The organism is Iamia sp. (genome assembly GCF_035575815.1).
GTDB lineage: Bacteria > Actinomycetota > Acidimicrobiia > Acidimicrobiales > Iamiaceae > Iamia.
Genome location: NZ_DATLXO010000194.1, coordinates 1 through 26561, shown reverse-complemented (window position 1 = coordinate 26561; position 26561 = coordinate 1). Strand labels below are relative to the sequence as shown.

General features: G+C 72.5%; 29 protein-coding genes, 1 tRNA gene and 1 pseudogene. 19 read left to right on the top strand and 12 right to left on the bottom strand.

The genetic code is table 11. The features are described from left to right. Nucleotides 1-40: 40 nt before the first annotated feature. Nucleotides 41-643, bottom strand: a complete 603-nt coding sequence (locus VNL12_RS19600) for a TetR/AcrR family transcriptional regulator (RefSeq protein ID WP_325596879.1) — start codon at nucleotides 641-643, stop codon at nucleotides 41-43. Between the two features lie 129 nt (nucleotides 644-772). Here VNL12_RS19600 and VNL12_RS19595 point away from each other — a divergent pair, with 129 nt between their 5' ends. The 9 genes from VNL12_RS19595 to VNL12_RS19555 all read left to right on the top strand — a co-directional run bounded on the left by VNL12_RS19595 (nucleotide 773) and on the right by VNL12_RS19555 (nucleotide 8742). Continuing rightward, entirely contained in the window at nucleotides 773-1366 is a 594-nt protein-coding gene (locus VNL12_RS19595; RefSeq protein WP_325596877.1) for a sigma-70 family RNA polymerase sigma factor, read from the top strand. Continuing rightward, complete coding sequence (locus VNL12_RS19590) at nucleotides 1363-2649, top strand: serine/threonine-protein kinase (RefSeq protein WP_325596875.1); 1287 nt, start codon at nucleotides 1363-1365, stop codon at nucleotides 2647-2649. Before VNL12_RS19595 ends, VNL12_RS19590 begins: the two co-directional genes overlap by 4 nt. Before the next feature lie 186 nt (nucleotides 2650-2835). Then, nucleotides 2836-3546: a hypothetical protein gene (locus VNL12_RS19585; protein ID WP_325596873.1), complete on the top strand. Its 711-nt coding sequence runs from the start codon at nucleotides 2836-2838 to the stop codon at nucleotides 3544-3546. An 11-nt stretch (nucleotides 3547-3557) separates the two neighbouring features. After that, nucleotides 3558-4091, top strand: coding sequence for an OmpA family protein (locus VNL12_RS19580; protein ID WP_325596871.1), 534 nt, complete (start codon nucleotides 3558-3560; stop codon nucleotides 4089-4091). A gap of 274 nt (nucleotides 4092-4365) precedes the next feature. Then, nucleotides 4366-6309, top strand: a complete 1944-nt coding sequence (locus tag VNL12_RS19575; RefSeq protein ID WP_325596869.1) for a GTP-binding protein — start codon at nucleotides 4366-4368, stop codon at nucleotides 6307-6309. 17 nt (nucleotides 6310-6326) lie between these two features. Continuing rightward, nucleotides 6327-7217 (top strand): aminoglycoside phosphotransferase family protein, encoded by an 891-nt coding sequence (locus VNL12_RS19570; protein WP_325596867.1) that lies wholly within the window; start codon nucleotides 6327-6329, stop codon nucleotides 7215-7217. A gap of 382 nt (nucleotides 7218-7599) precedes the next feature. Continuing rightward, nucleotides 7600-7962 carry a GNAT family N-acetyltransferase gene (locus tag VNL12_RS19565; protein WP_349257889.1) on the top strand — a complete coding sequence of 121 codons (363 nt, stop codon included), beginning with the start codon at nucleotides 7600-7602 and terminating at the stop codon, nucleotides 7960-7962. Nucleotides 7963-8140: 178 nt separating this feature from the next. Beyond that, nucleotides 8141-8350, top strand: a complete 210-nt coding sequence (locus tag VNL12_RS19560; protein ID WP_325596863.1) for a hypothetical protein — start codon at nucleotides 8141-8143, stop codon at nucleotides 8348-8350. Next, nucleotides 8347-8742, top strand: a complete 396-nt coding sequence (locus tag VNL12_RS19555; RefSeq protein ID WP_325596861.1) for a type II toxin-antitoxin system death-on-curing family toxin — start codon at nucleotides 8347-8349, stop codon at nucleotides 8740-8742. The genes VNL12_RS19560 and VNL12_RS19555 overlap by 4 nt, the downstream gene beginning before the upstream one ends. 2 nt (nucleotides 8743-8744) lie before the next feature. Here VNL12_RS19555 and VNL12_RS19550 read toward each other — a convergent pair whose 3' ends face one another. After that, nucleotides 8745-8879 carry a hypothetical protein gene (locus tag VNL12_RS19550; RefSeq protein WP_325596860.1) on the bottom strand — a complete coding sequence of 45 codons (135 nt, stop codon included), beginning with the start codon at nucleotides 8877-8879 and terminating at the stop codon, nucleotides 8745-8747. Nucleotides 8880-9147: 268 nt separating this feature from the next. On the opposite strand from VNL12_RS19550, the gene VNL12_RS19545 reads away from it, so the two are divergent. Further along, a complete protein-coding gene (locus tag VNL12_RS19545; RefSeq protein ID WP_325596858.1) occupies nucleotides 9148-9705 on the top strand; it encodes a hypothetical protein in 558 nt (185 codons plus the stop codon). A gap of 78 nt (nucleotides 9706-9783) precedes the next feature. Here VNL12_RS19545 and VNL12_RS21330 read toward each other — a convergent pair. The 7 genes and pseudogenes from VNL12_RS21330 to VNL12_RS19510 form a co-directional block, all read right to left on the bottom strand. Next, a pseudogene (locus tag VNL12_RS21330) lies at nucleotides 9784-9861 on the bottom strand (hypothetical protein); the annotation flags it as partial. 535 nt (nucleotides 9862-10396) lie between these two features. Next, nucleotides 10397-10555, bottom strand: coding sequence for a hypothetical protein (locus VNL12_RS19535; protein WP_325596854.1), 159 nt, complete (start codon nucleotides 10553-10555; stop codon nucleotides 10397-10399). 134 nt (nucleotides 10556-10689) lie between these two features. Further along, nucleotides 10690-10775: transfer RNA gene (locus tag VNL12_RS19530), tRNA-Leu, on the bottom strand. A gap of 82 nt (nucleotides 10776-10857) precedes the next feature. Beyond that, entirely contained in the window at nucleotides 10858-11709 is an 852-nt protein-coding gene (gene ygiD, locus VNL12_RS19525; RefSeq protein ID WP_349257888.1) for a 4,5-DOPA dioxygenase extradiol, read from the bottom strand. Nucleotides 11710-11732: 23 nt separating this feature from the next. After that, nucleotides 11733-12671: a TIGR03621 family F420-dependent LLM class oxidoreductase gene (locus VNL12_RS19520; protein WP_325596850.1), complete on the bottom strand. Its 939-nt coding sequence runs from the start codon at nucleotides 12669-12671 to the stop codon at nucleotides 11733-11735. Between the two features lie 9 nt (nucleotides 12672-12680). Continuing rightward, nucleotides 12681-13868, bottom strand: coding sequence for a hypothetical protein (locus VNL12_RS19515; protein ID WP_325596848.1), 1188 nt, complete (start codon nucleotides 13866-13868; stop codon nucleotides 12681-12683). A gap of 221 nt (nucleotides 13869-14089) precedes the next feature. Further along, nucleotides 14090-14419 carry a hypothetical protein gene (locus VNL12_RS19510; protein WP_325596846.1) on the bottom strand — a complete coding sequence of 110 codons (330 nt, stop codon included), beginning with the start codon at nucleotides 14417-14419 and terminating at the stop codon, nucleotides 14090-14092. Nucleotides 14420-14562: 143 nt separating this feature from the next. Between VNL12_RS19510 and VNL12_RS19505 the strand changes: the two genes are divergently transcribed. The 8 genes from VNL12_RS19505 to VNL12_RS19470 all read left to right on the top strand — a co-directional run bounded on the left by VNL12_RS19505 (nucleotide 14563) and on the right by VNL12_RS19470 (nucleotide 22607). Then, nucleotides 14563-15528, top strand: coding sequence for a PD-(D/E)XK nuclease family protein (locus VNL12_RS19505; protein WP_325596844.1), 966 nt, complete (start codon nucleotides 14563-14565; stop codon nucleotides 15526-15528). Nucleotides 15529-15680: 152 nt separating this feature from the next. After that, nucleotides 15681-16556, top strand: coding sequence for a lysophospholipid acyltransferase family protein (locus VNL12_RS19500; protein WP_325596842.1), 876 nt, complete (start codon nucleotides 15681-15683; stop codon nucleotides 16554-16556). Nucleotides 16557-16568: 12 nt separating this feature from the next. Continuing rightward, the gene (locus VNL12_RS19495) at nucleotides 16569-17612 is read left to right on the top strand and encodes an NAD-dependent epimerase/dehydratase family protein (protein ID WP_325596840.1); all 1044 of its coding nucleotides are present in this window, start codon (nucleotides 16569-16571) and stop codon (nucleotides 17610-17612) included. A 10-nt stretch (nucleotides 17613-17622) separates the two neighbouring features. Further along, nucleotides 17623-18375, top strand: a complete 753-nt coding sequence (locus VNL12_RS19490; RefSeq protein ID WP_325596838.1) for an enoyl-CoA hydratase — start codon at nucleotides 17623-17625, stop codon at nucleotides 18373-18375. A 129-nt stretch (nucleotides 18376-18504) separates the two neighbouring features. Next, on the top strand, nucleotides 18505-18810 hold the full coding sequence (locus VNL12_RS19485; protein WP_325596836.1) for a metal-sensitive transcriptional regulator: 306 nt from the start codon (nucleotides 18505-18507) through the stop codon (nucleotides 18808-18810). Nucleotides 18811-18893: 83 nt separating this feature from the next. Next, nucleotides 18894-19103: a heavy metal-associated domain-containing protein gene (locus tag VNL12_RS19480; RefSeq protein ID WP_325596834.1), complete on the top strand. Its 210-nt coding sequence runs from the start codon at nucleotides 18894-18896 to the stop codon at nucleotides 19101-19103. A gap of 80 nt (nucleotides 19104-19183) precedes the next feature. Further along, complete coding sequence (locus VNL12_RS19475; protein ID WP_325596832.1) at nucleotides 19184-20203, top strand: heavy-metal-associated domain-containing protein; 1020 nt, start codon at nucleotides 19184-19186, stop codon at nucleotides 20201-20203. Nucleotides 20204-20246: 43 nt separating this feature from the next. Further along, complete coding sequence (locus VNL12_RS19470) at nucleotides 20247-22607, top strand: heavy metal translocating P-type ATPase (RefSeq protein ID WP_325596830.1); 2361 nt, start codon at nucleotides 20247-20249, stop codon at nucleotides 22605-22607. Nucleotides 22608-22668: 61 nt separating this feature from the next. Here the strand turns inward: VNL12_RS19470 and VNL12_RS19465 are convergent, their stop codons facing one another. The 3 genes from VNL12_RS19465 to VNL12_RS19455 all read right to left on the bottom strand — a co-directional run bounded on the left by VNL12_RS19465 (nucleotide 22669) and on the right by VNL12_RS19455 (nucleotide 25236). Continuing rightward, complete coding sequence (locus VNL12_RS19465) at nucleotides 22669-23361, bottom strand: GNAT family protein (protein ID WP_325596828.1); 693 nt, start codon at nucleotides 23359-23361, stop codon at nucleotides 22669-22671. Between the two features lie 383 nt (nucleotides 23362-23744). Beyond that, nucleotides 23745-24683 carry a Ppx/GppA phosphatase family protein gene (locus tag VNL12_RS19460; RefSeq protein WP_325596826.1) on the bottom strand — a complete coding sequence of 313 codons (939 nt, stop codon included), beginning with the start codon at nucleotides 24681-24683 and terminating at the stop codon, nucleotides 23745-23747. A gap of 31 nt (nucleotides 24684-24714) precedes the next feature. Next, nucleotides 24715-25236 carry a DUF501 domain-containing protein gene (locus VNL12_RS19455; RefSeq protein WP_325596824.1) on the bottom strand — a complete coding sequence of 174 codons (522 nt, stop codon included), beginning with the start codon at nucleotides 25234-25236 and terminating at the stop codon, nucleotides 24715-24717. Nucleotides 25237-25292: 56 nt separating this feature from the next. Here VNL12_RS19455 and VNL12_RS19450 point away from each other — a divergent pair. Continuing rightward, on the top strand, nucleotides 25293-26561 hold a 1269-nt coding region (locus tag VNL12_RS19450), incomplete at its 3' end, for a hypothetical protein (RefSeq protein WP_325596822.1).

Here is a 26561-nt window from a genome sequence, read left to right as displayed (position 1 = left end):
CGCCCGTCCAAGATCGGGGATTCCGGTGGCGCGGGGGCGGTCATCGAGTGGCGGCGCGGTCGGAGGCGCCGACGAGGACACCGCGGAGCGCCGCGATCGCGGTCTCGTCGGACACGGCGGACGGGTCGATGCGCCGCATCATCTCGAGACCGAGGAGGAGGCCGATGACCGCCGGACCGACCCGGACATCGGGGGTGTCGGGGGCGGGCCCGGTCCAGGTCGCAGCCACGGCGTCGACGCCGTCCCAGGCCGCCCGGTAGCGCCGGGCCAGGTAGCGGCGGGCCTCGTCGCTCTGGGCCGCGTACGACCACAGCTCGTGCTCGAGGGCGATCCAACGGTCGTCGCCCGACGGTGGCCGGGCCACGGCGTGCCACATGGCGGCCACCCACTCCTCCAGGGTCGTGGCCGCCGCCTGATCGGCGGTGATCGCCTGGGTGGCGTCGTCGACCCAGCTCTCGAGGAGGGCGAAGAGGAGGCCCTCCTTGCTGCCGAAGTGGTCGTACAGCGCGCCCGACGTGCGCCCCGCCTGGTGGGCGATGGCGTCGACCGAGGCCCCGGCCACGCCCCGCGCTGCGAACAGCGTCGCGCCGGCCGCGAGCAGGGCGTCGCGCGTCTGGGTTCGACGCTCCTCCTGGGTGGCCACGCTCTTACATTGGCTGCGCTATGTAAGTATGTCAAGGCCGGAGGTCATCGTCGGCGGGGAGAGGCGACCGGCCCCTGTGGGACACTGGTCACGGCGGCTGAGCCTGGTGCCCCGCCGGAGCTGGAGCGGATGACGGATCTCGGTGCTCGGCGGTGGCGGCAACAGGTCACGACCGTCGGCCCCGACGGCGGGGACCGGGCCGACCTCCTCGACCCGGTGGCCCTGCGGGCCGCGGCGGGCGACGTCGGCGCCCTCGACGACCTGCTGTGGGCGGTCGACGAGCTGAAGCTGGCCCGGCGCACCATTCGCCGCCTGGTGGTTGCCGACGCCGACGCCGAGGAGGTCGAACAAGACGTCCTCGTCGCGGTGGCCGAGACGATCGCCGGCTTCCGGGGCGAGGCCCGCTTCACCACCTGGCTCCACCAGGTGGCCCGGCACAAGGCCATCGCCGCGTTGCGGCGCCGCGACCAGGCCACGCCGCTGCGCGACGACGACATGGGTGACGCTGCCCGCATCTCCTCGACCATCGCCACGCGCACCGCGCTCGACGGTGCCATCGGCGGTCTGCCCGATCTCTATCGCGACGCGGTTCTGCTGCGAGATGTCGAGCGCTGCCCGTATGCCGAGGTTGCCGCCCGGCTCGGTCTGAACGTGAACACGGCCAAGTCCCGGGTGGCCCGGGGCCGGGCCCTTGCCGCCGCCGCCCTCAGGGACGCGCGGTGAGCCCGCAGGTCCCGGGGCGCATCGGGCGCTATCAGGTCGTCGGCCTCATCGGCACCGGCGCCTTCGCCACCGTCTTCCGGGCCCGAGACGACCGCCTCGACGCCGATGTGGCGGTGAAGGTGCTGGCCGAGAACCACAGCTTCGACCCTGATCTGCGGGAGCGCTTCATCATGGAGGGCCACCTCCTGCGGCGCGTCGACAGCCCTCACGTGGTCAAGGTGTTCGACCTGGGCGAGACCGACTCCGGCCAGCCCTTCTTGGTGCTCGACCTGGCCCTGGGCGGCGACCTCAGCGCCCGGCGACGCGCCCTCGACCCGGGCCGGGTCGAGATCACCGACGTGATGGCGGCCGCGACCCAGATCGCCGCCGCGCTCAGCGCCCTGCACGCCGAGCGCGTCGTCCACCGCGACGTCACCCCCGGCAACCTCCTGATCCGCTCCCCCGGCCACGCGCCACCGGCCGGCCGGCTCCTCGGCCCCGGCGAGCGACTGATGCTGGCCGACCTCGGGCTGTCCAAGGACCTCGCCCTGGCGTCGGGGCTGACGGTGGGGGCGGGCACGGCCGGCTTCGCCCCGCCCGAGCAGCGCGACGCGGCGTGGATCGACCCTCGCGCCGACATCTGGTCGGCCAGCGCCCTTGTCGTCTGGCTGGCCACCGGCCAGCGCCCCGAGGACGGCGACGACTGGCCGACGCAGCTCCGCCGGCAGGGGTGGCCCCAGGCCGCGGCCGGCGAGCTGGCCCGGGGTCTCTCCGACGACGTCGACGCTCGCCACCCCGATGCCCAGTCCTGGCGGGCTGCTCTGCACGACGCCCTCGCCCCGCCCTCGCCGGCGCCGGTCGGGCGTCCGGATCCCGGCCCACCAGCTCCTCCCCCGAGGCGCGCCCGCCGCGGGCTGGTCGGCGCCGCCGCCCTCGTGGTGCTGGTGGTGGTGCTCGGTGGTGGGTGGTGGGCGGGCCGGGCGACGCAGGACGACAGGCGCGAGCAGACGACCGAATCGGTCGAGGGCGGCGAGGTCCGCGTGAGCGCCGCCGACGGGGCCCTCCGAGTGGCGGCCGTCGGGCCGGAGTCGGTCGCCGTGGGGAGTCCGGCCCGCTTCGTCGCCGACGTCGAGGGTGCTTCCCAGTTCGTCTGGATCGCGCCCGACGGCCGCACCTACACCGATGCCCCGACCATCGAGCTGCGTCCTCAGTCTGCGGGCGAGGCCCGCGTGCTGCTGACCGGCGTCGCCGCCGACGGCAAGGTGGTCACCGTCGAGCAACGCCTCGTCGTCACCGAGCCATGACGCGTGTCGTCGCCGCCGCGGGCCGGGATCGCTTCTGGGGGCCGGATTCGGCCCAAGGCGTGAATCCGGCCCCCAGAACGGAGTCGCGGCGCCGCCCGACGGCGCGACCCGGGACCCGTCCCCGACCGCCGGTGCAACTAATCGACGAGGCGGCGCGACGTGCAGGGTGACCCAAGGAGGATCCCCATGAACCCCACCACCATCGGACGCCGCAGCCTGGCCCTCGTGCTGGCCGCGGCGACACCGTTCGCCCTGCTGGCCTGTTCGGACGACGGGGCCGAACAGGCCGAGATCGAGAGCTCGGCCGAAGCCACCACCGAGCAGTCCACCACGACCGCCGATAGCCCGACCGAGGCCGGCGATGGCTCCACCGACGACGATGGCTCCACCGACGACGACGGCGACGGGAGCACCACGACCGCTACGGAGGGCGACGACGAAGCCGAGGCCCCGGCGCCCGACGACGGCGAGGTCCTCGGCTCATCCACCGGCAACCACCCCGCGGATCCGAACGACGACACCCTCGTGCCCTTGCAGCTCGACGTGCGCGGCATCGAGCGCATGGACGGTGACATCGTCGAGGTGCGGTTCTCGATCACCAACACCGGCGACGACGCCACCTACGAGCTGTGGCGCACGATCTCCGACCCCACCGGGCGGGGGTCGTACGACGTGGGCGGAGCCGCACTCCTCGATCCGCCCAACGACAAGCGCTACCTCACGCTCTACGACTCGGCCGGCACCTGCCTGTGCACGGCTGACGCTGCCGATCTCGGCGTCGGCCCCGAGGAGACGCTCGACCTGTACGCTCAGCTCCCGGCCCCGCCTGAGGACGTCACCGAGATCACCTTCACCCTCCCCGGCTTCGAGCCCGTCGACGGGCTGACGATCCAATGAGGGCCCGACGATTGGCGGTCGCCGTCGCGGTGGCCACGCTCGTCACGGCCGGGGGCCCGCCCGCCCTCGCCCAGGAGGACGTCGAGGGTCGGGTGACCGACATCGAGCGCCGCACCACGACGCTGCTGCGGCGGGTCGAGTCGATCAGCGGCGAGATCCGGGTGTCCGAGACGCCCGAAGAGGTCGAGGTCGTGCTCGCCGCCGACGTGCTGTTCGAGTTCGACTCCGCCACCCTCACCCCGGCCGCCGAGGCCCGCCTCTCGGAGGCGGCGGCCACGCTGACCGAGGAGGGACAGGACCCGGTGCAGGTCGTGGGCCACACCGACGGAATGGGCGATGACGCCTACAACCTCGACCTGTCCCAGCGGCGGGCCCAGGCCGTGCGCGACGCCCTGGCCCGGCTGGCCCCGGACTTCACCTACCAGGTCGACGGCAAGGGTGAGGCGGAGCCCGTCGCGCCCAACACCAACGATGACGGCAGCGACAACCCCGAGGGCCGGGCCCGCAACCGCCGGGTGACCATCACCTTCGCCAAGGAGGCGTGAACCCCGACGGCACTCGGCGGGCCTCGCCCGGGACTCGAGCCGCGGGCCTCGCCCGGGACTCGTGACCCGAGTCCCGGGCGAGGCGCGCGACTCGGCGATGGGAGCCGCGACGTGCGCCCGGGCCCTCGCGCGGGGTCGCCGACGAACTCGGTTGCACTCTCAGCTGCCCTTGTGCTGCGCTGCCGAGATCAGCCGACGGTCAGGGAGAGAGCGATGCGCCGAAGCCTCATGTCAATCCAAACGGTTTCCACCTACCGAACGGACATGAGGCTGCATGCGGACGTTGAACCTTGGGATCCTGGCTCATGTTGACGCCGGGAAGACGAGCCTGACCGAGCGGCTGCTCCACGCCGCCGGTGCCATCGACGAGATCGGCCGCGTCGACGACGGCAGCACCCAGACCGACACGCTCGCGCTCGAACGCCAGCGCGGCATCACGATCAAGTCCGCCGTCGTGTCCTTCCTCGTCGACGACGTCACGGTCAACCTGCTCGACACACCGGGCCACCCCGACTTCATCGCCGAGGTCGAGCGGGTGCTCCACGTCCTCGACGGCGCCGTGCTGGTGATCTCGGCCGTCGAAGGCGTGCAGGCCCAGACCCGCATCCTCATGCGAGCGCTGCAGCGCACGCGGGTCCCGACGCTGATCTTCGTGAACAAGATCGACCGGGCCGGGGCCGACGCGGACCGGGTTCTCGACGCCATCGCCGACCGGCTCACCCCGGCCATCGTGGCGATGGGCTCGACGCGCGACCTCGGCACACCGAGCGCCGAGTTCGTCCCGTTCGACGCCACCGACGCCGACGTCACGTCCCGCGTGGCCGAGCGCCTCGCCGAGGGTGACGAGACGCTCTTGGCCGCGTATGTGGAGGGGCTGGCGATCTCCGACGACAGGCTCTGGGGTGCACTCGCGGCACAGGCGCATGGCGCGGTCGTGCATCCGGTCTTCTTCGGGTCGGCGCGCACCGGCGCCGGGGTCGGGGAGCTCATGGCCGCCCTCACGACCCTGCTTCCGGCGGTCACGGGCGACCGTGACGCGCCCCTGTCGGGCTCGATCTTCAAGGTCGAGCGCGGCCCGGCGGGCGAGAAGATCGCCTACGTGCGCCTGTTCGCGGGCGTCCTGCACGCCCGAGACCGACTCCGCGTCCGAGACGTGGAGCAGACGGTCACCGGGATCAGCGCCTTCGACCGCGGCTCGACCCGTCGAGTGCCGTCGCTCGCCGCCGGTCAGATCGGCACGGTCCGGGGCCTCGCCAACGCAATGGTCGGCGATGTCATCGGCACCGCCGCGACGACCGGCGCCGAGCGCCAGTTCGCGCCGCCGACGCTCGAAGCCGTCATCGTCCCCCGGGATCCTGCGCAGATGGGTGTCCTCCACGCCGCCCTGGCCCAGCTCGTCGAGCAGGACCCCCTCATCGACCTCCGCCAGGACGACGCCCGCCACGAGCTCTACGTCTCGCTCTACGGAGAGGTCCAGAAGGAGGTCATCGAGGCGACGCTGGCCGACGACTTCGGCATCGACGTCGAGTTCCGGGAGACGACGACCATCTGCATCGAGCGGCCCGTCAGGGTCGGCGAGGCGCTCGAGGTGCGCGGTCAGGGCGAGAACCCGTTCCTGGCCAGCGTCGGGCTGCGCATCGAACCCGCCCCACCGGGATCGGGTCTCACCTTCGGCTCCGAGGTCGAGGTGGGATCGATCCCTCCCGCCTTCCTCACGGCCGTGGAGGACACCACGCGCCAGACGCTCCGACAGGGCCTGTCCGGCTGGGAGGTCTCCGACGGCCTGGTGACGGTGACGGTCTGCGACCATCGACCGCCGCCGGTCCCGGTCGGCGGCTTCCGCGACCTCACCCCGCTCGTCGCCATGGCGGCGCTCGTGAGGGCCGGTACCACGGTGTGCGAGCCCATCCACCGGTTCCGCCTGGAGCTGCCCGGTGACGCCGTGGGCGCCGCGCTCGCCGAGCTGGCGCGACTCGAAGCGGCCCCGAGCGCGCACGAGGCCCAGGGCTCGTCCTGGGTCCTGACAGGAACGATCCGCGCCGCCCGGCTGCGTGAGCTCCACCAGCAGGTCCCCGGACTCACCGGCGGCGAGGGCGTGGTCGAGGACGCCTTCGACTCCTACCAGCCGGTCACCGGCGAGGTCCCCACTCGCCCGCGGTCCGATCACAACCCGCTCAACCGCGACGAGTACCTGCTCCACGTCGCGGGCCGGGTGTAGGGCGACGGAGACGGGTCATGGCACCACCGAAGATGCACGTCGACGAGGTCGATGTCGACGACGGCCTCGTCCGTGCGCTCATCGCCTCGCAGTTCCCGCAGTGGGCGCACCTTCCGCTGCGAGCCACGTCCTCGACCGGAACCGACAACGCCATCTACCGCCTCGGTCGCCACCTCGGCGTGCGAGTGCCGCGCATCTACTGGGCCGTGCCGCAGGTCGGGAAGGAGTACGAGTGGCTGCCGCGACTCGCGCCGCACCTGCCGACGACGGTGCCCGAGCCGTTGGCGCAGGGGCAGCCCGGCCACGGCTACCCCCATCCCTGGCTCGTCTACCGCTGGCTGAACGGCGAGGACGCGCTCGTGGGAGCCGTCGACGACTGGTGGGCGCTGGCGCGCGACATCGCCGCCTTCGTCACCGCCCTCCAACGGGTCGACCCGACGAACGGTCCCCCTGCGGGTACGCGAGCCGGGCTGCTGGCACCCCGCGATGGGGCCACCCGGCGCGCCATTGCTCAGCTCGACGGGGAGATCGACGTCGACCGCGCCATGGCGGTCTGGGATGCCGCGCTCGCCGCGGGACCGTGGGGTGGCCCTCCGGTGTGGGTCCACGGCGATCTCCTCCCCGGCAACATCCTCGTCGACGACGGCCGACTCGCCGGCGTCATCGATTGGAGCGCCGCGGGCATCGGCGATCCGGCCTGCGAGGCGATGGTGGCGTGGTCACTACCGCCCGACGCGCGCGCCGCCTACCGCGCCGCGCTCGGGTTCGACGACGCGACGTGGGCGCGCGCTCGCGGCTGGACGGTGGAGCAGGCGGCGTTGTTCATCCCGTACTACGCCGCCACCATCCCCGCCGGCGTCGCCGCCGCCCGCCGCCGTCTCGACGCCGCGCTCGCCGACGTGTCGTGACCACTGGCGGCCGGACGGCTCGCGTCGCGGGGCTCCTCCCGGCTGCGGCCGACTCTGGCCGGATGGCCATCGACGCACTCGTCGTCGCAACCGCGATCCGCATCGGTGGCGGCATCACCGTCACGCACGACCCCGCGGCCCCGCAACCTCAGGGCCCTCGCCGCCGGCTGTCGCGCCACGTTGCGATCGCAGGCATCGGCGGCCCGGCATCATGCGGGAGGCGAAAACCATCGCCGCCGCTCGGGCCACCCCGCCCCCGCCCACCGGGCCACGATGAGCGCGGTGATAGGTGGCCGCCGGGGGGTCTCGATGAGGTGCGAGGCTGGGCGCGGTGAGCGACGAGGTCCACTACTCCTGGCGGGGCCCGATCAGCGATGCCGAGATGGTCGGGCTCGTCGAGTCCCACGGCGGCCGATCGGACGCGGGCTGGTGGGACCGCATCCGTCCGCACAGTCTCGGCTGGGTGACGGCGCGCGACCGTGACGGCGTCCTCGTCGGATTCGTCAACGTGGCGTGGGACGGTGGCGACCACGCGTTCCTGATCGACACCAAGACGAGGGGCAACTGGCAGCGCCGAGGTATCGGCACCGAAGTCGTGCGGCGAGCCGCTCAGGGCGCACGGGCTGCGGGATGCGAGTGGCTCCACGTCGACTTCGAGCCGGACCTTGCGCCCTTCTACGTCGACGCCTGCGGGTTCCGGCCCACGGACGCAGCAGGACTGATCCATCTGTACTCGCACGAGTGACCGGTAGGCCCGGTGAAACGCTATGTCCGCCAAGGCCCCGGGCCTGCCGCAAGAGGCCCGGATACGCGCCAACTCCGCCGCCTATCGCTCAGACCCGGTCGTTCCGTTTCTGCCGTGGTGGCCGGCTGGGGCAGGCTTCTACGGGCTGCGCCTCGCGATATCGCGATAGCGTGCACGCATGACAAAGCAGACGACCGTGCGACTACCCGTGGGCCTGGCCGAGGATGCTGAGGCGGTGGCCCGGGTGAAGGGCACCAGCGTGAACCAGCTCATCGTCGATTCGCTCGCCGCAGAGATCGACCGGGTGCGCGCCGACAGGGACTTCACCCAGCGGGCGAAGCGCCTCCTCGAACGGGACAAGGAGCTCCTCGAGCGCCTCGCGGAGTGACCCGCTACATCGGTCTCGCCGAGTACCTCTGGCTAGCCGAACAGGTCACCGGGGTCGACACCGCCACTCTCGCCAAGGCGAGTCGGGTCGAGCTTGCCGACAGCGCGCTGCACGCGCCGGCTGCCGGCTTCGGGCACGAGGACTTCTATCCCGACCTCTACGACAAGGCCGCCGTCCTCTGCTGCCGTCTCTCGTGGAACCACCCGTTGCCCGACGGCAACAAGCGTGCGGCGTGGGCGACGCTCGTGTTGTTCACCGACCTCAACGACGGCGTGTGGGACCCCGACCCGCCCGACGTCGACGAGGCCGAAGAGGCGATGCTGGCCGTTGCCGCCGGGGAAGTCGACGAGTCATGGCTCGCCGAGTGGCTCCGAGAGCGGGTCCGCTTCTGAGCTCAGTCCCGCAGCTCCATGAGCGAGCACACCCTACGCTCGTGATCGCCGGCGCTGTACTCCCGGGGAGCGGTAGGGCTGGTCCACACGCGGACCGGTGAGCTGCGGGTCATGTCGGTCGCGTCGATCACCGTCATGGCGCGGAGGGTCCTTCGAGCGGCCGGTGATCGCCGTTCGGTCCCGGGGTGATGTGGATGAGTCTTCCTGGTTCTCGCAGGGTGATGAGATGCCACGTGCCCTTCGGTACGACGAGCGCCTCACCTGGGGCCACCTCGACGGTTCGGTCGCCTCCAGGCAACTCGAGCCGGACGGTTCCACCGGAACGATGTCCTGACGGGCAAGCAGTGTTCTTCGGTAGCGTCGGCGAGCTCCATCGGTTCCAAGACAACGATCCGGAAGGCGACGATGTTGCCCTGCCGCCTGCACATCACCGGCGCGAGCGGGACGGGTACGACGATGCTGGGCCGCGCGCTCGCCGACGCGTGGGCCGTGCCGCACGCCGACGTCGATGACTACTTCTGGGAGCCGACCGACCCGCCGTACGTCGTCAAGCGACCGGCCTCCGAGCGACTTGAGCTGATGGAGGCGGTCTACGCTCCACGCCGGGCGTGGGTCCTCTCGGGCTCGCTGATGGGCTGGGGCGATGTCCTGATCAAGCGGTTCGACGCTGTCGTCTTCTTGACGTTGGACCCGTCGACGCGCATCGCAAGGTTGAAGGCCCGCGAACGCACGCGCCTTGGCGCCAGCGTCGACCCCGGCGGTAGCGCCGAGCCCGCCTATCGCGCCTTCATCGAGTGGGCTCAGCGCTACGACGATGACGCCTTCACCGGCCGAAGCCGACGACGTCATGACCGGTGGGTGTCGGAGCTCCCGTGCCCGGTGCTCCACCTCGACAGCACCAACCCGGTCCCGACGCTTGTGGCCGCCGTCCTCACGTGGACTGCGACGATCAAGCCGGAGTAGGCGACCGTGCTCGAGCTGGGACCGCATCTGCCGGGCCGTTGCCAGCAACTCGGCGTGCACGAGGAGGCGCCTCTGCCTCCACTCCTGCGTGTGGGCCCGAGCGACGACCTGTGCATCGACGACGATGACGGCACCGATGGGGAGCTCGCCGAACATCATCCCATCGGAGGCGACCGCGAGGGCCTCGCCCATCCATCGATCATCGTCATGCGTGACATCCACCCGTTCAGCATCGCGTACGTGTCGGAGCGCAACCGGAGGTGATGACCCGCAGGCCAAGGCCTCATCCCGGCGCAAGCCGGTGGTGGCAGCGGGGACTCGGGCGGTGAGACGCGGTGGGCGCCAACGGGCCAGGGCCTGCGCAGATGAACCCGCTGACATCCGGGCGGCGAAGGCTGGGATTGCGACTTTTTCAGGCGCTCGATGGCTGAACGTGGAGCAGATGCCGGTTCGACTCCACGGAGCCCCGAACAGGGCGGACGCGAACCACTCCGTCGGCGCCGATGTCGAGGATCTGGACAACGGCCACGGCCGTTCCCGCGCCGCCGATGACGTAACGACCGGGGACGATCCGAGACCGGTCTGCCGCGTCATCGAGAAGCGTCCATGGCAGACCTGTCTCGTCCTCAGTGCTGAGGTCGACGAAGAGGTCGATGTGTGGATCGGTCATGGCCCACTCGCTTGATCGGCTTCAACCATGGTACGGCTTCGCTCGTCGATCGTGGTCGACGGGGTCGAGCTGCGCCACGCCTTCCTCGAGCCCGATCATCCACGTCAGAGTCACGTGTGGTGTTGGGAAGGTCGGGACGACGTCGAAACCAGCTTCGATCAGGCCGGCGATCGAGTACACGTGGAGGGTGTCGTAGCGTCATTGCTCGGCCTGCCTGAAGATCCTGTCGGCGACGGTGTTGACGCCGTCGGCGTCCATGCCTTCGACGACGTGGCTGTAGATGTCGAGGGTGATGGCGATGGTCGAGTGCCGAGTGCCCGGGGCGGGACTTGAACCCGCACGGAGCCGAGGCTCCCGAGGGGTTTAAGCCCTCTGCGTCTGCCGATTCCGCCACCCGGGCGAGAGGTGGAACGCTACCCCGAGCCGTCGGCTGGCCGGCCGGGCGATGATCCCTGCTGATCGCAAGGCGCCTGCGGGAGCGTTCACGACAGCTCGATGCCCCGCGATCCCGGTTCGGTCAGGCGTCCGTCACGGGCTGTCGGGTCGGGCGGCGACGAGCGCGGCAACGTCGGGCCAGCTTCGTCAGAACGGCCAGGCTGCCGACCGTGGACTGGCTCATGCGGCCCGTCAGGACGGAGCCTCGAACGGCCCGCCGCCGCCCCGGCGACGTAGAGCAAGGGGATGAGGTGATCGGGGGTCGGGACCGCCAGGGCGTGGTCCGGGTGCTCGGCCAGGCGGGCGACGTCGCCCGGTGCGCCGGTCATGATCTCGCGGGCGGCGTCATCGAAGCGCTGGGCCCAGTCGAAGCCACCCTCGGCGCGGGACCAGTCGATGCGGCGCAGGTTGTGCACCACGTTGCCGCTGCCGACGATCATCACGCCCCGTTCGCGCAGGGGCGCCAGGGCGGCCCCCAGGGCGACGTGCTCGTCGTAGGACTTGCCGGCGTCGATGGTGAGCTGGACCACGGGCACCTCCGCGTCGGGGAACACGTGCAGCAGCACCGACCAGGTGCCGTGGTCGAGGCCCCAGCTGTCGTGGTCGAGCCCGACCCAGGTGGGCGCGGCCACCTCGACGACCTCATCGGCCACATCGGGATCGCCCGGCGCCGGGTAGCTGACGGCGAAGAGCGGTTCGGGGAAGCCGTAGAAGTCGTGGATCGTCCGGGGGTGGCTCATGGCGGTGACCGCAGTTGCGTTGACGTACCAGTGGGCCGACACGACCAGCACGGCCCGAGGGGTGGGGGCCGACGCCCCCAGCTCCTGCCAGGCCTCGGTGAAGCGGTTCCGTTCCAGCGCGTTCATGGGGTTCCCGTGGCCGATGAAGGCCATCGGCATCCGCTCGGTGGTCAGGCTCGGGCTCACGGCTGGCTCCTCAGGCGCTCGATCACGGGGGCGAAGGCGTCGATGTTGCGGACGGTCACGTAGGAGATGCCCCAGCGGTCGCGGCACCGGCGCAGGTGCTCGGCGATCTCGTCGTGGGTGCCGACGGCGAGGAACGGCGTGGCCAGGGCGTCCTCGACCGCCAGGCCCGGGAGCTGGTCGAGCAGGGCGCGGGTGGCGCCCTCGCGATCGCCGGTGATCGTGACGACCTGCACCAGGGCGTGCAGCTCCAGCGGTCGGTCCCGGCCCGAAGCCTGCGGGCGGATGTGGGCGACGACGCGGTCGAGCCGCTCGGCCTCCCAGCGCACCTGGTGGCGTTGCCCGTCCGGAAGGGTGCGGCCGGTCATGGTGAGGCCGAGCACATCGGCGTGGTGCGCGGCGTGGGCCAGGGCCGCAGGCCCGCCGTTCACCCCGACGAGGAACGGCAGGTGGCCCTGGAGTGACGCCGCGACCCGGGCGCCGCGAAGCCGGTAGTGCTCGCCGTCGTGATCGACCGCCTCGCCGGTGAGCAGGCGCCGCAGCACCTCGACCGCCTCGGCCATGCGGGCCTTCCGCACCGCCGGGGCGTCGAACGTCAGCCCGATGGCGTCGTACTCGGTGAAGGAGTGGCCCGCCCCGATGCCCAGCTCCACCCGACCGCCGCTCACGTGGTCGAGGGTGGCCAGCTCGGTCGCCAGGTGAACCGGGTGGTGGAAGTCGTTGTTCAGCACCAGTGGGCAGACCCGCAGCCGCTCGGTCGCCTCGGCCACGGCCTGGAGGGCCATGAGCGGCGACCAGACCTCGGGGTGCACGTGATCCGCGGTGTGGAAGACGTCGAAGCCAGCCGCTTCGGCCCGGCGCGCCGTCGACCGCAACGAGGAGGCGTCGGCGAACTGCGCCCGCTGGATCCCGAACCGGAACGGGTGCCCATCCACCACGTGCCCAGGCTACGGGCGCGGGGCGGGTTCGGTGACGACCAGGTCGACGGGGGTGCCGCCGGCCCGGGTGTGGAGCCGCACGTCGCCGGCGAGGCCGGTGGCGCGCGCCAGGCGGGTGTCGGCCACCAGGAGGGCGACGCCCCAGCCGCTGAAGGCGCCGGTGGCGACCTGGCCCAGCCGGGCGTAGAGGTCGCGGAGGTCACCGCCCCCGCTCAGGCGGCCGCCCCACGGCGGGTTGCTGACGATCCAGCCCGGCCGGTCGATGCCGTCGGGGGGCGCAGCGGCGGAGACGGCCCCCTCCCGCACGGTCACCAGGTGGGCGACGCCTGCCCGCTCGGCGTTCTCGCGGGTCGCGGCGGCGGCCCCGGCGTCGCGGTCGCGGGCCACGATGGGCGCGTCGCCCGTCGACGCGACCTCCTGGGTGGTCACCGTGGCCTGCACCGAGGCCCAGGTGCCCGGCGCGAACGACGGCCACCGCTCGAAGGCGAAGCTCCGCCCGGCGCCGGGGGCGATGCCGGCGACCCGGCGGGCGGCCTCGATGGCGAGGGTGCCCGAGCCGCAGAACGGGTCGACGAGGGGTAGGCCCGGCGCCCAGCCCGAGGCGGTGAGGGCGGCCGCCGCGATGGTCTCGCGCAGCGGGGCCTTCGCGGCTCGGCCGCGCCAGCCGCGGTGATGGAGCGGGGAGCCCGACGAGTCGATCCGGAACGACAGCTCGTCGCGATCGATGCGCACGACGACGAGCGCGGCGTCGGGTTCGTCGGCCTCTGACGGCGGCCCCAGCCCCATGACCCGTCGCACCCGTTCCTCGACGGCGCCGGTGTGCTGGAGCCGGGACCGGTGGGCGGAGACGCGGAAGCGCACGGGGCGGCCCCGCTCGATCCACGGCGACAGGTCGACCTCGCTGAGCCGTTCCTCGAGCACCGGGAACGACCGGGCAGTGATCGACCCGGCATCGACGAGCACCCGGGTGGCCGACGCCAGGGTGACGTTGGCCAGGTAGAGCTGGCGGTCGGTCATCCGCGCCGCGCGGGCGCCGGTACCGGCCGGTCGGCTGGCGATGCCGATGGCGTTCAGCTCGCCGGCGACCACGTCCTCCAGGCCGGGCAGGCACACGACGACAGCAAGGGCCCGGTCGGGCCGACGCGCCCGCCCTCCCGGCGACGACGGGCGGCCGGGCGCTGACGGTGGAGGGGCCATGGCCGAGCCGACGCTACCCCCGACCTCGATGTCGGCCCCGACTGATCGGGCCGCGGCCCGTCGCCACCGGTCGCCACGTCGGTGTCGGAAAGCACCGCCGCCCACAGGCTGGTGCGCAGCGGTTGCGTCAGCTCCCGACCCGATTGACCCTCGACCATGGCGGCGACCACGGCCTCATGGGCCCCTGCACCTCGAGCAAGGCGGTGGCCCTCGTCTCCCGGTCAGGCCGCGGCCACGTCCCCGCCCCTGGCTACACCGGTGCCCGCCAGCACCGCCGCCCACAGGCTGGTGCGCAGACGGGTGGCGTTCGCGCCCTCGACCCGGTTGACGACCACCACCCCCTCGACCATGTCGGCGACCACGGCCTCGTAGGGCCGGCCCCGCACCTCGACCGAGACGGTCGCCCCGCCCCCAGCCCAGCGGCGCAGCGTGCGCGCCGCGCCGGGCCGCCGCGGTGGGCTCCGGAAGGCGGGCACCACCAGGCCCCGGGTCCGCGCCGCCTCACCGATGAGCCGGGCGGCGGAGGCGAAGTGCACTGCGGTGGCATCCATGGGGAACAGTCTGACGGGGGGGTGTGACACCGAGGGCTGCGGACCCGGCGTCCTCGGGTCGAAGTGGTCAGCACATCGGGTGCTCCCGGCCCCAGATCGCCTACCAGTTCGATGGGCGGGCTGCGACCTATCCTCGGTTCACGATGGACTCCGACGGCGGCGCCGAGGACCTGGGCCCCGGCGACGGGCTCACACCCCGCCAGCGCGAGACGCTCGACCGCCTGGGCGCACCGCGCTCGACCCGACCGGTGTTCGCCGACGGCATCGCCCGCCAGCTCCGCGCCGACCTGGAGGCCGATCTGGCACCGCACCTCGAGCTGCTCCCCGAGGGCCGGACGCTCTTCGTCTCCAAGCACGCCCTGGCGACGGTGCACGCCTGTGAGGAGCGGTGGCGCTCCGACGAGGTCCACGACACCTTCACCATCCTGCCGCCGATCGTCGTGGGGTCGGTCGCGCACAAGGCGATCGAGCTCAGCCTGAACCGCCGCTCACCCGCCACCCCCGGCCGCCTCGTCGACCGGGCCCTCGAACGGCTCTCGGCGTCCGACGAGTGGATGTCGGACTGGCTGCGGGACTGCGACGAGGACGACAGGGCCGAGGTCCGGGGGGAGGCCATCGCCCGGGTGAGCGCCTTCGAGGACGCGTGGCCGCCGCTGAGCCACACCTGGCGGCCCGTCACCGAGGTGCGGATGCGAGCCGAGCTGGCCGCCGGCCGGGTGATCCTCCAGGGTCGCCCCGACCTGGTGCTGGGCCGGGCCGAGGGCATGCGGGCGGGCAAGGTCGTCGTCGACTTCAAGACCGGCAACGTGGCCCTCCACCACCGCGACGACCTGCGGTTCTACGCGCTGGTCGAGACGCTGCGCGCCGGCGTGCCGCCCCGGGTGGTCGCCACCTCGTACCTGGATTCGGGCCAGCTGCACCCCGAAGCGGTCACCGCGGGCCTGCTCGACGCGGCCGCCGCTCGCGTTGCCGACGGCATCGCCCGGATGCTGGCGATCCTCCACGGCGGCGCCGAGGCGGTCCGCCGACCGTCGGGCGCCTGCCGGTGGTGCCGGGAGCTCGAGCAGTGCCCGCCGGGCCGGGCCCACCTCGACGACGCCGGGCCTTGACCCCCTGACCCCTTTCCTCAGGCCAGGAGGTCCTCGACATTGCGTACCTGAGTCGCGCCAGGCGCGACTCAGGTACGCAATGTCGGGGTGGGGATCGGGGTGGGGGTGTCGGGGCGGGCGGGGTGGGAGGGGGCGGGAGTACGCTCGACGCGATGGCCCGCCCCACCCAGGAGCACCGCGGCCGGGCCCTCGTCCCGGTGGCCCTGCCGCCGCCGGCCGAGGCGCCCGCACCGGTCGCGGATCCGCGCATCGGCGACGTCGACGAGTGGGGCCGCAGCGAGCACATGCGGGCCCTCACCCGCCGCATCTACGCCCCGCTCTACGACAAGTGGTTCCGGGTCGAGTGGGAGGACTTCGACAACATCCCCGCCGAGGGCGGCGCCCTGCTGGTGGCGAACCATGCCGCCGCGGTGCCCTCTGATGCCCCGGCGATCATGCACGGCATCGAGACCGAGATGGGCCGAGCGGTGTACGGGCTCGCGGATCACTACTTCAAGTCGCTGCCCGTCGTCGGCACCCTCTGGGCCCGCAACGGCGGCGTGGTCGCCCAACCCGACAACGCGTACCGACTCCTCCGTGAGCAGGGCCAGCTGGTCCTGGTGTTCCCCGAGGGCACCAAGGGCCCGGCCAAGACCTACCAGGAGCGCTACCGGCTCCGGCGCTTCGGCCGCGGCGGCTTCGTCGAGATCGCCATGCGGGCGGGGGTGCCGATCATCCCCATCGCCGTGGTCGGGGCGGAGGAGTCCATGCCGACCGTCGCCCGGGTGCCGGCGCTGGCCAAGCTGCTCGGCACCCCGTACTTCCCCATCACCGCCAACATGTTGGCCTTCGGACCGCTGGGCGCGGTGGCCTACTTCCCCTCCAAGTTCAAGCTGAGGGTCCTGCCGCCGGTCACCTTCGACGAACCGCCCGACCAGCCCCGGTACTCCAAGAGCCGGATCATGGACGTCTCCGAGGAGATCCGCCAGAGCATCCAAGAAGCACTGTTCGACATGCTCCAGCAGCGCCGCTCGGTCTGGTTCGGGTAGGCCGAGCGCACCGTGGGACGCCGCGTCCTCATCACCGGTCTGGGCACCTTCTGGGGTGGCCGGCTGGCCCAGGCCCTCGAACGGGACCCCGACATCGAGGTCATCATCGGCCTCGACACCGAGGAGCCGAAGGTCCGCCTCGAGCGCACTGAGTACGTCCGCTCCGACGAGAACTACTCGATCCTGTCGCGCATCGTGGCCGCCACCAAGGTCGACACGATCGTCCACACGTTCCTCGTCGTCGACAGCACCCAGACCTCAGGGCGCCGGCTGCACGAGATCAACGTCATCGGCACCATGAACCTCTTCGCCGCCGCCGCCACCCCGGCGAGCACGGTGCGCAACGTCGTCGTGAAGTCCTCGGCGCTCGTCTACGGCACCACCGCCCGCGACCCGGTGTGGTTCACCGAGACCACGCCGCGCAAGAGCACGCCGCGCACCGGCATCGAGCGCAGCCTGCTCGAGGTCGAGGGCTACGTGCGGGACTTCGCCGTCGACAACCCCCACGTCGAGGTCACGCTGTTGCGCTTCTCGAACGTGCTCGGGCCCAAGCTCTCCACCCCGTTCAGCAAGGCGCTCCGCCTTCCCGCGGTGCCGTCGGTCTTCGGCTTCGACCCCCGGCTCCAGCTGATCCACGAAGACGACGTGGTCCGCTCGTTGCTCTTCAGCCTCGGCGAGGGCCGCTCGGGCATCTACAACGTGGCCGGCGACGGGCTCGTCCCGTGGAGCGAGATCGCCCGCATCTGCGGCAAGGCGACGATCCCCCTGCCGTTCCTCGGCACCAACCTGGCCGCCGAGCCCCTGCGGCGCGTCGGCGTCGACATCCCCCCCGAGCTGCTCGACCTCCTCCGGTTCGGCCGGGGCATCGACAACCGCCGCCTCAAGGAGGCCGGCTTCGAGTACCGATACACCACCGCCGGCGCGGCTCAGGCGTTCGTCGAGGCCGTGCGGCTGCGCCAGACCATCGGCAACCACGACTCCGAGTACCGCTACGAGGAGGACGTCGAGGCGTTCTTCCGCCACTCCCCCGCCGTCGTGCGCGACGGAGAAGGATGATCACCACCCCATGAGCCTCGTGCGCACCGACATCACCGACGGGGTGGCCCTCATCACCCTCGATGACCCCGACCGGCGCAACGCCCTCGGCGGACCGCTCGGTGACGACCTCGTCGCCGCCGTCGACGCCGTGGAGGCCGACACCTCTGTGGGGGCCGTCGTCGTCACCGGCGAGGGTCGCGCGTTCTGCGCCGGGGCCGATCTCTCGGATCTCGGGGCCTCCGAGCGTGACGGGCTGCTGGCGATCTACGAGGGCTTCCTCCGCGTGGCCCACTGCCCGCTGCCCACCATCGCCGCGGTCAACGGTGCCGCGGTCGGCGCCGGCATGAACCTGGCCCTGGCCTGCGACGTCCGCCTCGCGGCGCGCCGCGCCCGCTTCGACACCCGGTTCCTGCAGCTGGGCCTCCACCCCGGCGGCGGCCACACGTGGATGTTCCGGCGCGTCGCCGGCCCCCAGGCGGCGGCCGCCGCGCTGCTCTTCGGCGAGATCCTCGACGGCGCTGAGGCTGAGCGGGTCGGGTTGGTGTGGCGTTGCGTCGACGACGACGAGCTGCTGGCCACGGCCCACGAGCTGGCCGCCCGGGCCGCGGCGGCCCCTCGCGAGCTGGTCGTGAAGGTGAAGGAGACCCTCGGGGCCATGGCCGGCGTGGCGACCCACGACGAGGCCGTGGACCTCGAGCTCGATCCGCAGGTCTGGTCGCTGCACCAGCCCGCCTTCGCCGAACGCCTCGCCGCCCTCCAGGCCAAGATCTCCAAGCGCTGAGCGGACCGCAGCTCAGCGGCTCCAAAGCACACATGCCCAGGGGTTGCATCTCTTACCCTAGGGGGGTACCGTGTTCCAGCGAGCCAAGGACGGACGCGCCGCGTTGTGAACACGAGGAGGAGGGACGGCATGGACAGCACCGAGCAGATCAACCAGCACGGCTACATCCACCGCAAGCAGGACTACCTCAAGCGGCTACGCCGCATCGAGGGCCAGGCTCGCGGGCTGCAGCGGATGGTCGAGGAGGAGAAGTACTGCGTCGACATCCTCACCCAGGTCTCTGCGATGACCAAGGCGCTGCAGTCGGTTGCCCTCGGCCTGCTCGACGAGCACATGAGCCACTGCGTCGTCGAGGCAGCCAAAGCAGGTGGCCCCGAGGCCGACGCAAAGGTCAAGGAAGCGTCGGAGGCCATCGCTCGGCTCGTGCGCTCCTGACTCGCTTCCATCGTTGCCGACGCACTGCAGCGCAGGCTCGGCATCAGAAGCCATCCACCACCACTTCGAGAGGACTCCCTGAGATGAGCACATCTTCCTACACCGTCGTCGGCATGACCTGCGGGCACTGCGTGAGCTCGGTGACCGAGGAGGTCAGCCAGGTTCCCGGCGTCACCGACATCGACGTCGACCTGGCCACCGGCGAGCTCACCGTCACCTACGACAGAGGCGTCAACGACGGAGCAATCCGAGGTGCCGTCGAGGAGGCCGGCTACGAGCTGGCCGACCGATAGCACGTCCGGACAGCCCGACGCTGGCGTGAAGCCAGCGCGAATGCGGCGCAGAGCGCGCCGTGTGGAGGAGGAAGCCCACGATGAACACCCCAACGAAGCTCGGTGGCTACGCCTTGGGCCTGGTCGCCGCCTTCGGCGCCGCCGTCAGCATCGGCAACGCCGTCGGTCCGGTCGGCCCGGTCGGCGCCGGAGCCGAGCACGCCCCCACCCACGGCTCGGGCGACGGCGCCGACGCTGACGCTGACACCTCCGGTGAGCCCGCCGACGGTCACGGCGACCACGGCAGCAGAACCGATCCGGCGGAGGTCGCTGAAATCCCGGGAGGACTGATGGTCTCCCAGCACGGCTACACCCTTCGACTCTTCGATGACGCCCTGCCCGCCGGCCCGGCGACCCCGCTGACCTTCCGGGTCGAGGATCCGGACGGGGAGCCGCTCGTGGGCTACGAGGAGAGCCACGACGAGGACCTGCACCTCATCGCCGTCCGCCGGGACCTGACCGGCTTCCAGCACGTGCACCCGGACCGGGCAGCCGACGGCACCTGGAGCGTCCCGCTGGCACTCAACGCGGGCGACTGGCGGATCTTCGCCGACTTCAAGCCCGCCGGACACGACGAGGCGATGATCCTCGGCGCAGACCTCGCCGTCGCCGGCGACTACGACCCGCAGCCGCTCCCCGAGCCCGCCACGACGGCCGAGGTGGACGGCTACACCGTCACCCTCGACGGGCAGCTGGTCCCGGGCGAGGAGTCCGAGCTGATCCTGACGGTCGGTCGCGACGGTGAGCCGGTCACCGACCTGCAGCCCTACCTCGCCGCCTACGGCCACCTCGTGGCCCTCCGCGACGGGGATCTGGCCTACCTGCACGTCCACCCCGCCGGTGAGCCCGGCGACGGCACCACGCAGGCCGGGCCCGGCATCACGTTCTACGCCACCGCACCGTCGGTGGACGACTACCGGCTGTTCCTGGACTTCCAGCACGACGGCGTCGTGCGGACGGCCGAGCTCACCGTGCGCGCCGACGCCAACCCCGCGGCTGCGCCGGTCGACGAGACCAGCACGCCGGAGAGAGAGAACGACAGCGACGATCACAGCCGGTGACGATTCCACAACCGGAAGCACCGGCGCGTCCAAAGGAGGACCGATGAGCTCCACACCGAACACCACGACCCCGCCGGCTCCGGCCGACGAGGAGCAGGTCGAGCTTGCGATCGGCGGCATGACGTGCGCGTCGTGCGCCGCCCGGATCGAGAAGCGGCTCAACAAGCTCGAGGGCGTGACGGCCACGGTGAACTACGCCACCGAGAAGGCCAAGGTCACCTACGTCGACCCCGTCGCCAGGGAGGATCTGGTGGCGGCGGTCGAGAAGGCCGGCTACACGGCGCGGGCGCCCGACCCTCCCCGCCCCTCCGGCACCGGCGAGGCCATCGCGGTGGAGGAGGACGACCCGGTCCGCCCGCTGCGACAGCGGCTGCTCATCTCCACCGTGCTGACCGTGCCGGTGATCGCCATGGCGATGGTCCCGGCGCTGCAGTTCACGTACTGGCAGTGGTTGTCGCTGAACCTCGCGGCACCGGTCGTGCTGTGGGGGGCGTGGCCGTTCCACAAGGCGGCGTGGACCAACCTGCGCCACGGGACCTCCACGATGGACACCCTCATCTCGATCGGCACCCTCGCCGCGCTGGGGTGGTCGCTGTACGCGCTGTTCCTCGGGACCGCCGGCGTGCCCGGCATGACGCATCCGTTCGAGATCACCATCGCCCGCATGGACGGCAGCGCCAACATCTACCTCGAGGCCGCGGCCGGTGTGACCACGTTCATCCTGGCCGGGCGGTACTTCGAGGCCCGGTCCAAGCGCCGGGCGGGAGCGGCGCTGCGGGCACTGCTCGAGCTCGGGGCCAAGGAGGTGTCTGTCCGGCGCGACGGTCGCGAGGAGCGGATCCCCGTCGACCAGCTGGCGGTGGGCGACGAGTTCGTGGTCAGGCCGGGGGAGAAGATCGCCACCGACGGCGTCATCACCGAGGGCTCCTCGGCGGTGGACGCCTCCATGCTCACCGGGGAGTCCGTGCCGGTGGAGGTCGGCTCCGGTGACGCCGTGGTCGGCGCCACCACCAACGCCGGCGGTCGGATCGTCGTGCGGGCCACCCGTATCGGCTCGGACACCCAGCTGGCCCAGATGGCCCGGCTGGTGGAGGACGCCCAGAACGGCAAGGCCGAGGTCCAACGCCTCGCCGACCGGGTCTCGGGCATCTTCGTCCCGATCGTCATCGCGCTGGCCGTCGCGACGCTCGGGTTCTGGATCGGTACCGGGGGCGGTCTGACCGCCGCCTTCACCGCCGCGGTGGCCGTCCTCATCATCGCTTGCCCTTGCGCCCTCGGGCTGGCGACGCCCACCGCCCTCATGGTCGGCACCGGCCGCGGCGCCCAGCTCGGCATCATCATCAAGGGACCCGAGGTCCTCGAGTCCACCCGCAACGTCGACACCGTCGTGCTCGACAAGACCGGCACCGTCACCACCGGAAAGATGACCCTGCTCGACATCGCCGCCGCCACCGGTGAGGACACCGACCAGCTGCTGCGCCTGGCGGGAGCGTTGGAGGACGCCTCCGAGCACCCCATCGCCCAGGCCATCGCCAAAGGCGCCACCGAGCGGGTCGGCGCCCTGCCGGCCGTCGAGGGCTTCACCAACGTCGAGGGCTTGGGCGTGCAGGGTGTCGTGGACGGCCACGCTGTGCTCGTCGGGCGCACGAAGCTGCTGGCGGATCGGGCCCAGCACCTGCCCACCGACCTTGCGGGGGCCAAGGCCGCCGCGGAGGCTGAGGGCAGGACTGCGGTCGCCGTCGGCTGGGACGGCCAGGCCCGCGGCGTGCTCGTGGTCGCCGACGCCATCAAGGACACGTCGGCCGAGGCGATCGCCCAGCTGCGCGGTCTCGGGCTCACGCCGGTGCTGCTCACCGGCGACCACGAGACCGTCGCCCGGTCGGTGGCTGCCCAGGTGGGGATCGACGACGTGATCGCCGAGGTGATGCCGCAGGACAAGGTCGACGTCGTCAAGCGCCTGCAGGGCGAGGGCAAGGTCGTCGCCATGGTCGGCGACGGCGTCAACGACGCCGCCGCCCTGGCCCAGGCAGACCTCGGCCTGGCCATGGGCACCGGCACCGACGTGGCGATCGAAGCGTCCGACCTCACCCTGGTCCGGGGCGACCTACGAGCCGCCGCCGACGCCATCCGGTTGTCCCGCAAGACCCTGGGCACCATCAAGGGCAACCTGTTCTGGGCGTTCGCCTACAACGTCGCCGCCCTCCCCCTAGCCGCAGCCGGGCTCCTCAACCCCATGCTGGCCGGTGCCGCGATGGCGTTCTCCTCGGTGTTCGTGGTGTCCAACAGCCTGCGGCTGCGCCGCTTCAACGCCCTGGCCTCCAACCGCGTCGACGGCGGCGGCGGCGTGGACCACCGCCCCCAGGCGCGGCCCACCGGCGACGCGCTCACCGGCAGCAGCCGCTGAACGCTCGAACCACTGCAATGTGGGCCGCCGCGGGTGCGGCCGGCGGTACCGGCGGCGACGGTCAGGCGGGTGGCGCCAGCCAGGTCGCTTCGAGATCGTTGCGCCGGTCGATCCACTCCTCGGCGGTGACGGCGTAGCGGACGTGGTCCTCCCACACGCCGTTGATCTCGAGGTAGCGCGCCGCGGTGCCTTCGTCGCGGAGGCCGAGCTTCTCGGGTATCCGACGGCTGGCGGAGTTGCGGGGGATGACCGACACCTGCAGGCGGTGGAGAGCGAGCTCCTCGAAGGCGAAGCGACACAACACCACGACGGCCTCGGGCATGAGCCCCTGCCCGGCGACGGACTCATCGATCCAGTACCCGACGTAGGCGTTCTGGAACGGCCCCCGTTGGACGGTGTTGAGGTTGATCTCCCCCCGCAGGTGGCCCTCGTGGAAGACGCCGAAGCCGTGCCCGGTGCCGAGGGCCCGTTCGCGTTGGCGGGCGGCGCAGCGCACCCCGAACGCGTCGCGGTCGGTGGTCGGGTCGGGAGCACCGGGTTGGCGGCTCGGCTCCCACACGGTGAGCCAGTCATGGCAGCGCCGGCGCACCTCGCGCCACGCCGGGAAGTCGGCCAGGGTGAGCGGCCGCAGCATGACCCGGCGCCCGAACAGGGCACTCGAGCGCGCCGCGCCGTCCGGGCCGGTGCCGATCGAGGGTCCGGGGCCTCCCGCGTCGGGCGACCGCGGCCGTCCGGCGGTGCGTTCACGGCGCATGGCTTCCTCGACCCCCTGAGGCGGTGGTGGGCTCTACGCCCGAACGGTAGCCCCTCTCCAACCGCACGCCCCCGGCCGATCCCGAGCGGTGGCAGCGCTCGCCCGAGGTCTCGCACGTCGCCTCCGCCCCCTTCCGCAACCCGTTCGGCCCCGTTCCGTCCACAACCCGTTCTTGGTACAGATCCGGCGACCTCCACGGGATCCTGTACCAAGAAGTGGACGGGGCCCTGGGGTTGCTCAGTCGCAGCCGACGCCTCGAGCCTGGCAGCGATGGTCCTCCGCGGGATCGGCCTGCCGTGCGCCACCGACCTCGACGGCGGCTATCGGGGCTGGCGGGCGGCGACCGCGAACTGAGCCCGAGCACCCGCCCCCGGCGCAGTGCGCTACAAGCCGTCGAGCAGGCTGAGGGCGAGGCCGTCGAGGATGTCGGCCTCGGAGACCAGTACCTCGTCGAGCCCGAGCGTGCGGTAGAGCGCGACGAGTGCGCAGCAGCCGCCGACGATCACATCGGCGCGAGCCTCCTCGAGGCCCGGGTTGGCGAGGCGGTCCGCGCGGCTCTCGGTGGCGAGGGTGCGGAACACGTCCTCGGCGGCGTCCTTGGTCAGCACGAAGTGGTGGATGCGGTCCCGGTCGTAGGTGGCCAGGCCGATCTCCACCGCCGCGACGGTGCTGACCGTGCCGGCGAGCCCGAGCACCGCGGGGGCCGAGGCGGCGCCGGGCATCGTCCGCAGCACGTCGTCGAACCATGCCTGGGCGTAGGAGATCGCCGCGGTCAGCTCCTCGGGTCGCGGCGGGTCAGAGGCGATGAACCGCTCGGTGAGCCGGACGCACCCCACCTCGAGCGACACCGAGGCCTCGACGCTGTCGGTGCCGTAGGCGACCTCGGTCGAGCCCCCGCCGAGGTCGAACACCAGGAACGGACCGCGCGCCGCCTCGAGCCCGCTCGTCGCCCCCCGGAACGACAGGTCGGCCTCCAGGGCGCCCGAGAGCAGCTCCGGCCGGGCCCCGACGACACGCTCGGCAGCGTCGAACCACTCGTCGCGGTTCGTGGCGTCGCGAGCGGCCGACGTGGCCGCCATGCGGACCTGACCGGCGGGTACGCCGTGGGCGTCCATGACCTCGCGGTACTCCGCCAGCACCGCCTGGGTGCGCTCGATCGCCGTGGGGTCCAGGAGGTGGGTGCGGTCGACCGCCTCGCCGAGCCGGGTGATGTGCATGAGGCGGGACACGGTGCGCAGTCCACCGGCCCCATCGGGGCCGGCGACGAGCAGCCGGGTCGAGTTCGTGCCGCAGTCGATGGCGGCGACGGGCGGAGGGATCATCGGGTCAGCCGGGCCGGTCGAGGCGATCCGCTCACAGACCACCTCCGCCGGCGAGGTCCGCGGCGGGGACGACATCGGGGCCGCCGGCCCCGGGCGATGCGCCCCCGACCTCGCTGAGGTGCTCGGCCACCCAGGACCCGACCGGGTCGTCGCCGCCGGCGAGCCACCATGCGTAGTGGGCGTGGAGGCACTTGACGCCGGTGCGGGTGCCCGCGACGCCCCCCGACGGCGCATGGCCTTCGTGGTCGGCGGGCAGGGCGGCGCCCCGCTCGGCGGCGTGGCGGTCGTGAGCGGCCGCCAACGTCTCGGCGTCGACGTCGGCCTCGGCCCGGTCGACGCCCCCGCCCCCCTCGAGGCGCCCCACCCACGTGCGCTCGGGCTCCCCCACCAGCCAGTACCGGGTCGGCATGGGGCGCCCGCTGGGCAGCACCGGCGCGTTGCGGATCACGACCGGGCCGCCGTCGCGGTGGCGCACCACCACCTCGAAGTCGCCGTCGGGCTCCCGGCCGAGGAGGGCGGCAACGGCGGCACGGTCGCTATCTGGCGTCGGCACCCGTCGAACGCTACCGACCCGACGGGTCCCGGCGTCGTGCCGCCTAGGTTGGCGCGGTGCGTGCCCGGCCCCCCGTCACCCGCGTCGAGGCGCAGCACCTGGTCGTCCGCACCGAGCTGGTGACCGACGACGGCACCGAGCTGCCGCCCTACGAGGTCATCCTTCCCGTCGCCCATGCGGACCTGCTCGACCCCACCGCGACCCCGACCGCCGCGGTGCTGGCCACCCTGGCTGCGGCTCGGGGTGAGGACCTCGTCATCGAGGGCGCCGTCGACGCCCGTGCCGCCGAGGGAGCAACCGAGATCGCCCGGTTGCTGGCCGGGTGGTGGGGCACCGAGGCGCCGGCGATCGAGATCGAGACCACCTCCGACCACGCCCGCGGCGGCGACGGCGTCGGGCTCTTCTTCACCCGGGGCGTCGACTCGTGGTCGACCCTGCTCGACCTGATCGAGGCGCCTCCAGGCGAGCGCGTCACCCACCTGTTCTCGCTGCAACACGGCGATGCCCTCCACCGCCCCGTCGATGCCGCCATCATCGACGGTCACCGGGCCGTGGCCGCCGAGCTCGGGCTCGAGCTGGTGCCCATGGCCACGACGGTCCGGGTGCTCCTCGACCCGCTCCAACCGTGGGCGCGGGTGGACGGACCCAGCCTGGTGTCGGCGGGCCTGACCGCAGGCTGCGGGCTCGCCCGCCTGGTCTACAGCGGCGTGGCCCCGGTCGGGGTGCCGATCCGCTCGGGCTCGGATCCCGACGTCGTCAGGCGGCTCTCCACGGCCGGGACCGATGTGGTCTTGGGCAACCCGCACCGCCACCGCCACGAGCGCATCGCTCACATCCTGGGCCACACCGTCGCCCGTTCCCATCTGCAGGTGTGCTGGGAGGGCATGACGGCGGGGAACTGCGGGCGCTGCAACAAGTGCCTCAGCACGATGTCGGCCCTCCTGCTCGCCGGGGACCCCGACCCGTCGCGGGGCTTCGACGTCGGGATCGATGTCGAGCGGGTGCGTCGCTCCCGGCTCACCCCGGCTGACATCAGCGGACTGCCCAGGGCCTTGGCCGAGGGCCTGGGCCCGGAGCACGAGGACCTGCGCCGGGCGTGGGCCGACGTGTGGGCCCTCGCTCACGACGAGGAGCCGAGAGCGCGCTGGGGTGACGGCGCCCCGCCCGGCCTCGCCGGCCCGGGTGGACCCGAACGCGTCGCGGCCGGGCTGCGGACGGCGACCGGACAGGCCGAGGCGCCGACACTGGCCCCCCTCGGCTGGCTCCCCGGGTCGGTGCCGCTGCGCCCGCCGCTCGCCGCCCACGACGCGATCCGGGCCCGGGTC

Excerpts from the sequence above, each read along its gene's own strand:
- VNL12_RS19510 (WP_325596846.1), bottom strand. The coding sequence starts at position 14,419 with ATGGATGCCACCGCAGTGCACTTCGCCTCCGCCGCCCGGCTCATCGGT.
- VNL12_RS19460 (WP_325596826.1), bottom strand. The coding sequence starts at position 24,683 with ATGATCCCTCCGCCCGTCGCCGCCATCGACTGCGGCACGAACTCGACC.
- VNL12_RS19585 (WP_325596873.1), top strand. The coding sequence starts at position 2,836 with ATGAACCCCACCACCATCGGACGCCGCAGCCTGGCCCTCGTGCTGGCC.
- VNL12_RS19465 (WP_325596828.1), bottom strand. The coding sequence starts at position 23,361 with ATGCGCCGTGAACGCACCGCCGGACGGCCGCGGTCGCCCGACGCGGGA.
- VNL12_RS19480 (WP_325596834.1), top strand. The coding sequence starts at position 18,894 with ATGAGCACATCTTCCTACACCGTCGTCGGCATGACCTGCGGGCACTGC.
- VNL12_RS19475 (WP_325596832.1), top strand. The coding sequence starts at position 19,184 with ATGAACACCCCAACGAAGCTCGGTGGCTACGCCTTGGGCCTGGTCGCC.
- VNL12_RS19505 (WP_325596844.1), top strand. The coding sequence starts at position 14,563 with ATGGACTCCGACGGCGGCGCCGAGGACCTGGGCCCCGGCGACGGGCTC.
- VNL12_RS19550 (WP_325596860.1), bottom strand. The coding sequence starts at position 8,879 with ATGACGGTGATCGACGCGACCGACATGACCCGCAGCTCACCGGTCCGC.
- ygiD (WP_349257888.1), bottom strand. The coding sequence starts at position 11,709 with ATGCCGATGGCCTTCATCGGCCACGGGAACCCCATGAACGCGCTGGAA.
- VNL12_RS19595 (WP_325596877.1), top strand. The coding sequence starts at position 773 with ATGACGGATCTCGGTGCTCGGCGGTGGCGGCAACAGGTCACGACCGTC.
- VNL12_RS19485 (WP_325596836.1), top strand. The coding sequence starts at position 18,505 with ATGGACAGCACCGAGCAGATCAACCAGCACGGCTACATCCACCGCAAG.
- VNL12_RS19490 (WP_325596838.1), top strand. The coding sequence starts at position 17,623 with ATGAGCCTCGTGCGCACCGACATCACCGACGGGGTGGCCCTCATCACC.
- VNL12_RS19575 (WP_325596869.1), top strand. The coding sequence starts at position 4,366 with ATGCGGACGTTGAACCTTGGGATCCTGGCTCATGTTGACGCCGGGAAG.
- VNL12_RS19570 (WP_325596867.1), top strand. The coding sequence starts at position 6,327 with ATGGCACCACCGAAGATGCACGTCGACGAGGTCGATGTCGACGACGGC.
- VNL12_RS19545 (WP_325596858.1), top strand. The coding sequence starts at position 9,148 with ATGTTGCCCTGCCGCCTGCACATCACCGGCGCGAGCGGGACGGGTACG.
- VNL12_RS19500 (WP_325596842.1), top strand. The coding sequence starts at position 15,681 with ATGGCCCGCCCCACCCAGGAGCACCGCGGCCGGGCCCTCGTCCCGGTG.
- VNL12_RS19470 (WP_325596830.1), top strand. The coding sequence starts at position 20,247 with ATGAGCTCCACACCGAACACCACGACCCCGCCGGCTCCGGCCGACGAG.
- VNL12_RS19515 (WP_325596848.1), bottom strand. The coding sequence starts at position 13,868 with ATGGCCCCTCCACCGTCAGCGCCCGGCCGCCCGTCGTCGCCGGGAGGG.
- VNL12_RS19565 (WP_349257889.1), top strand. The coding sequence starts at position 7,600 with ATGGTCGGGCTCGTCGAGTCCCACGGCGGCCGATCGGACGCGGGCTGG.
- VNL12_RS19560 (WP_325596863.1), top strand. The coding sequence starts at position 8,141 with ATGACAAAGCAGACGACCGTGCGACTACCCGTGGGCCTGGCCGAGGAT.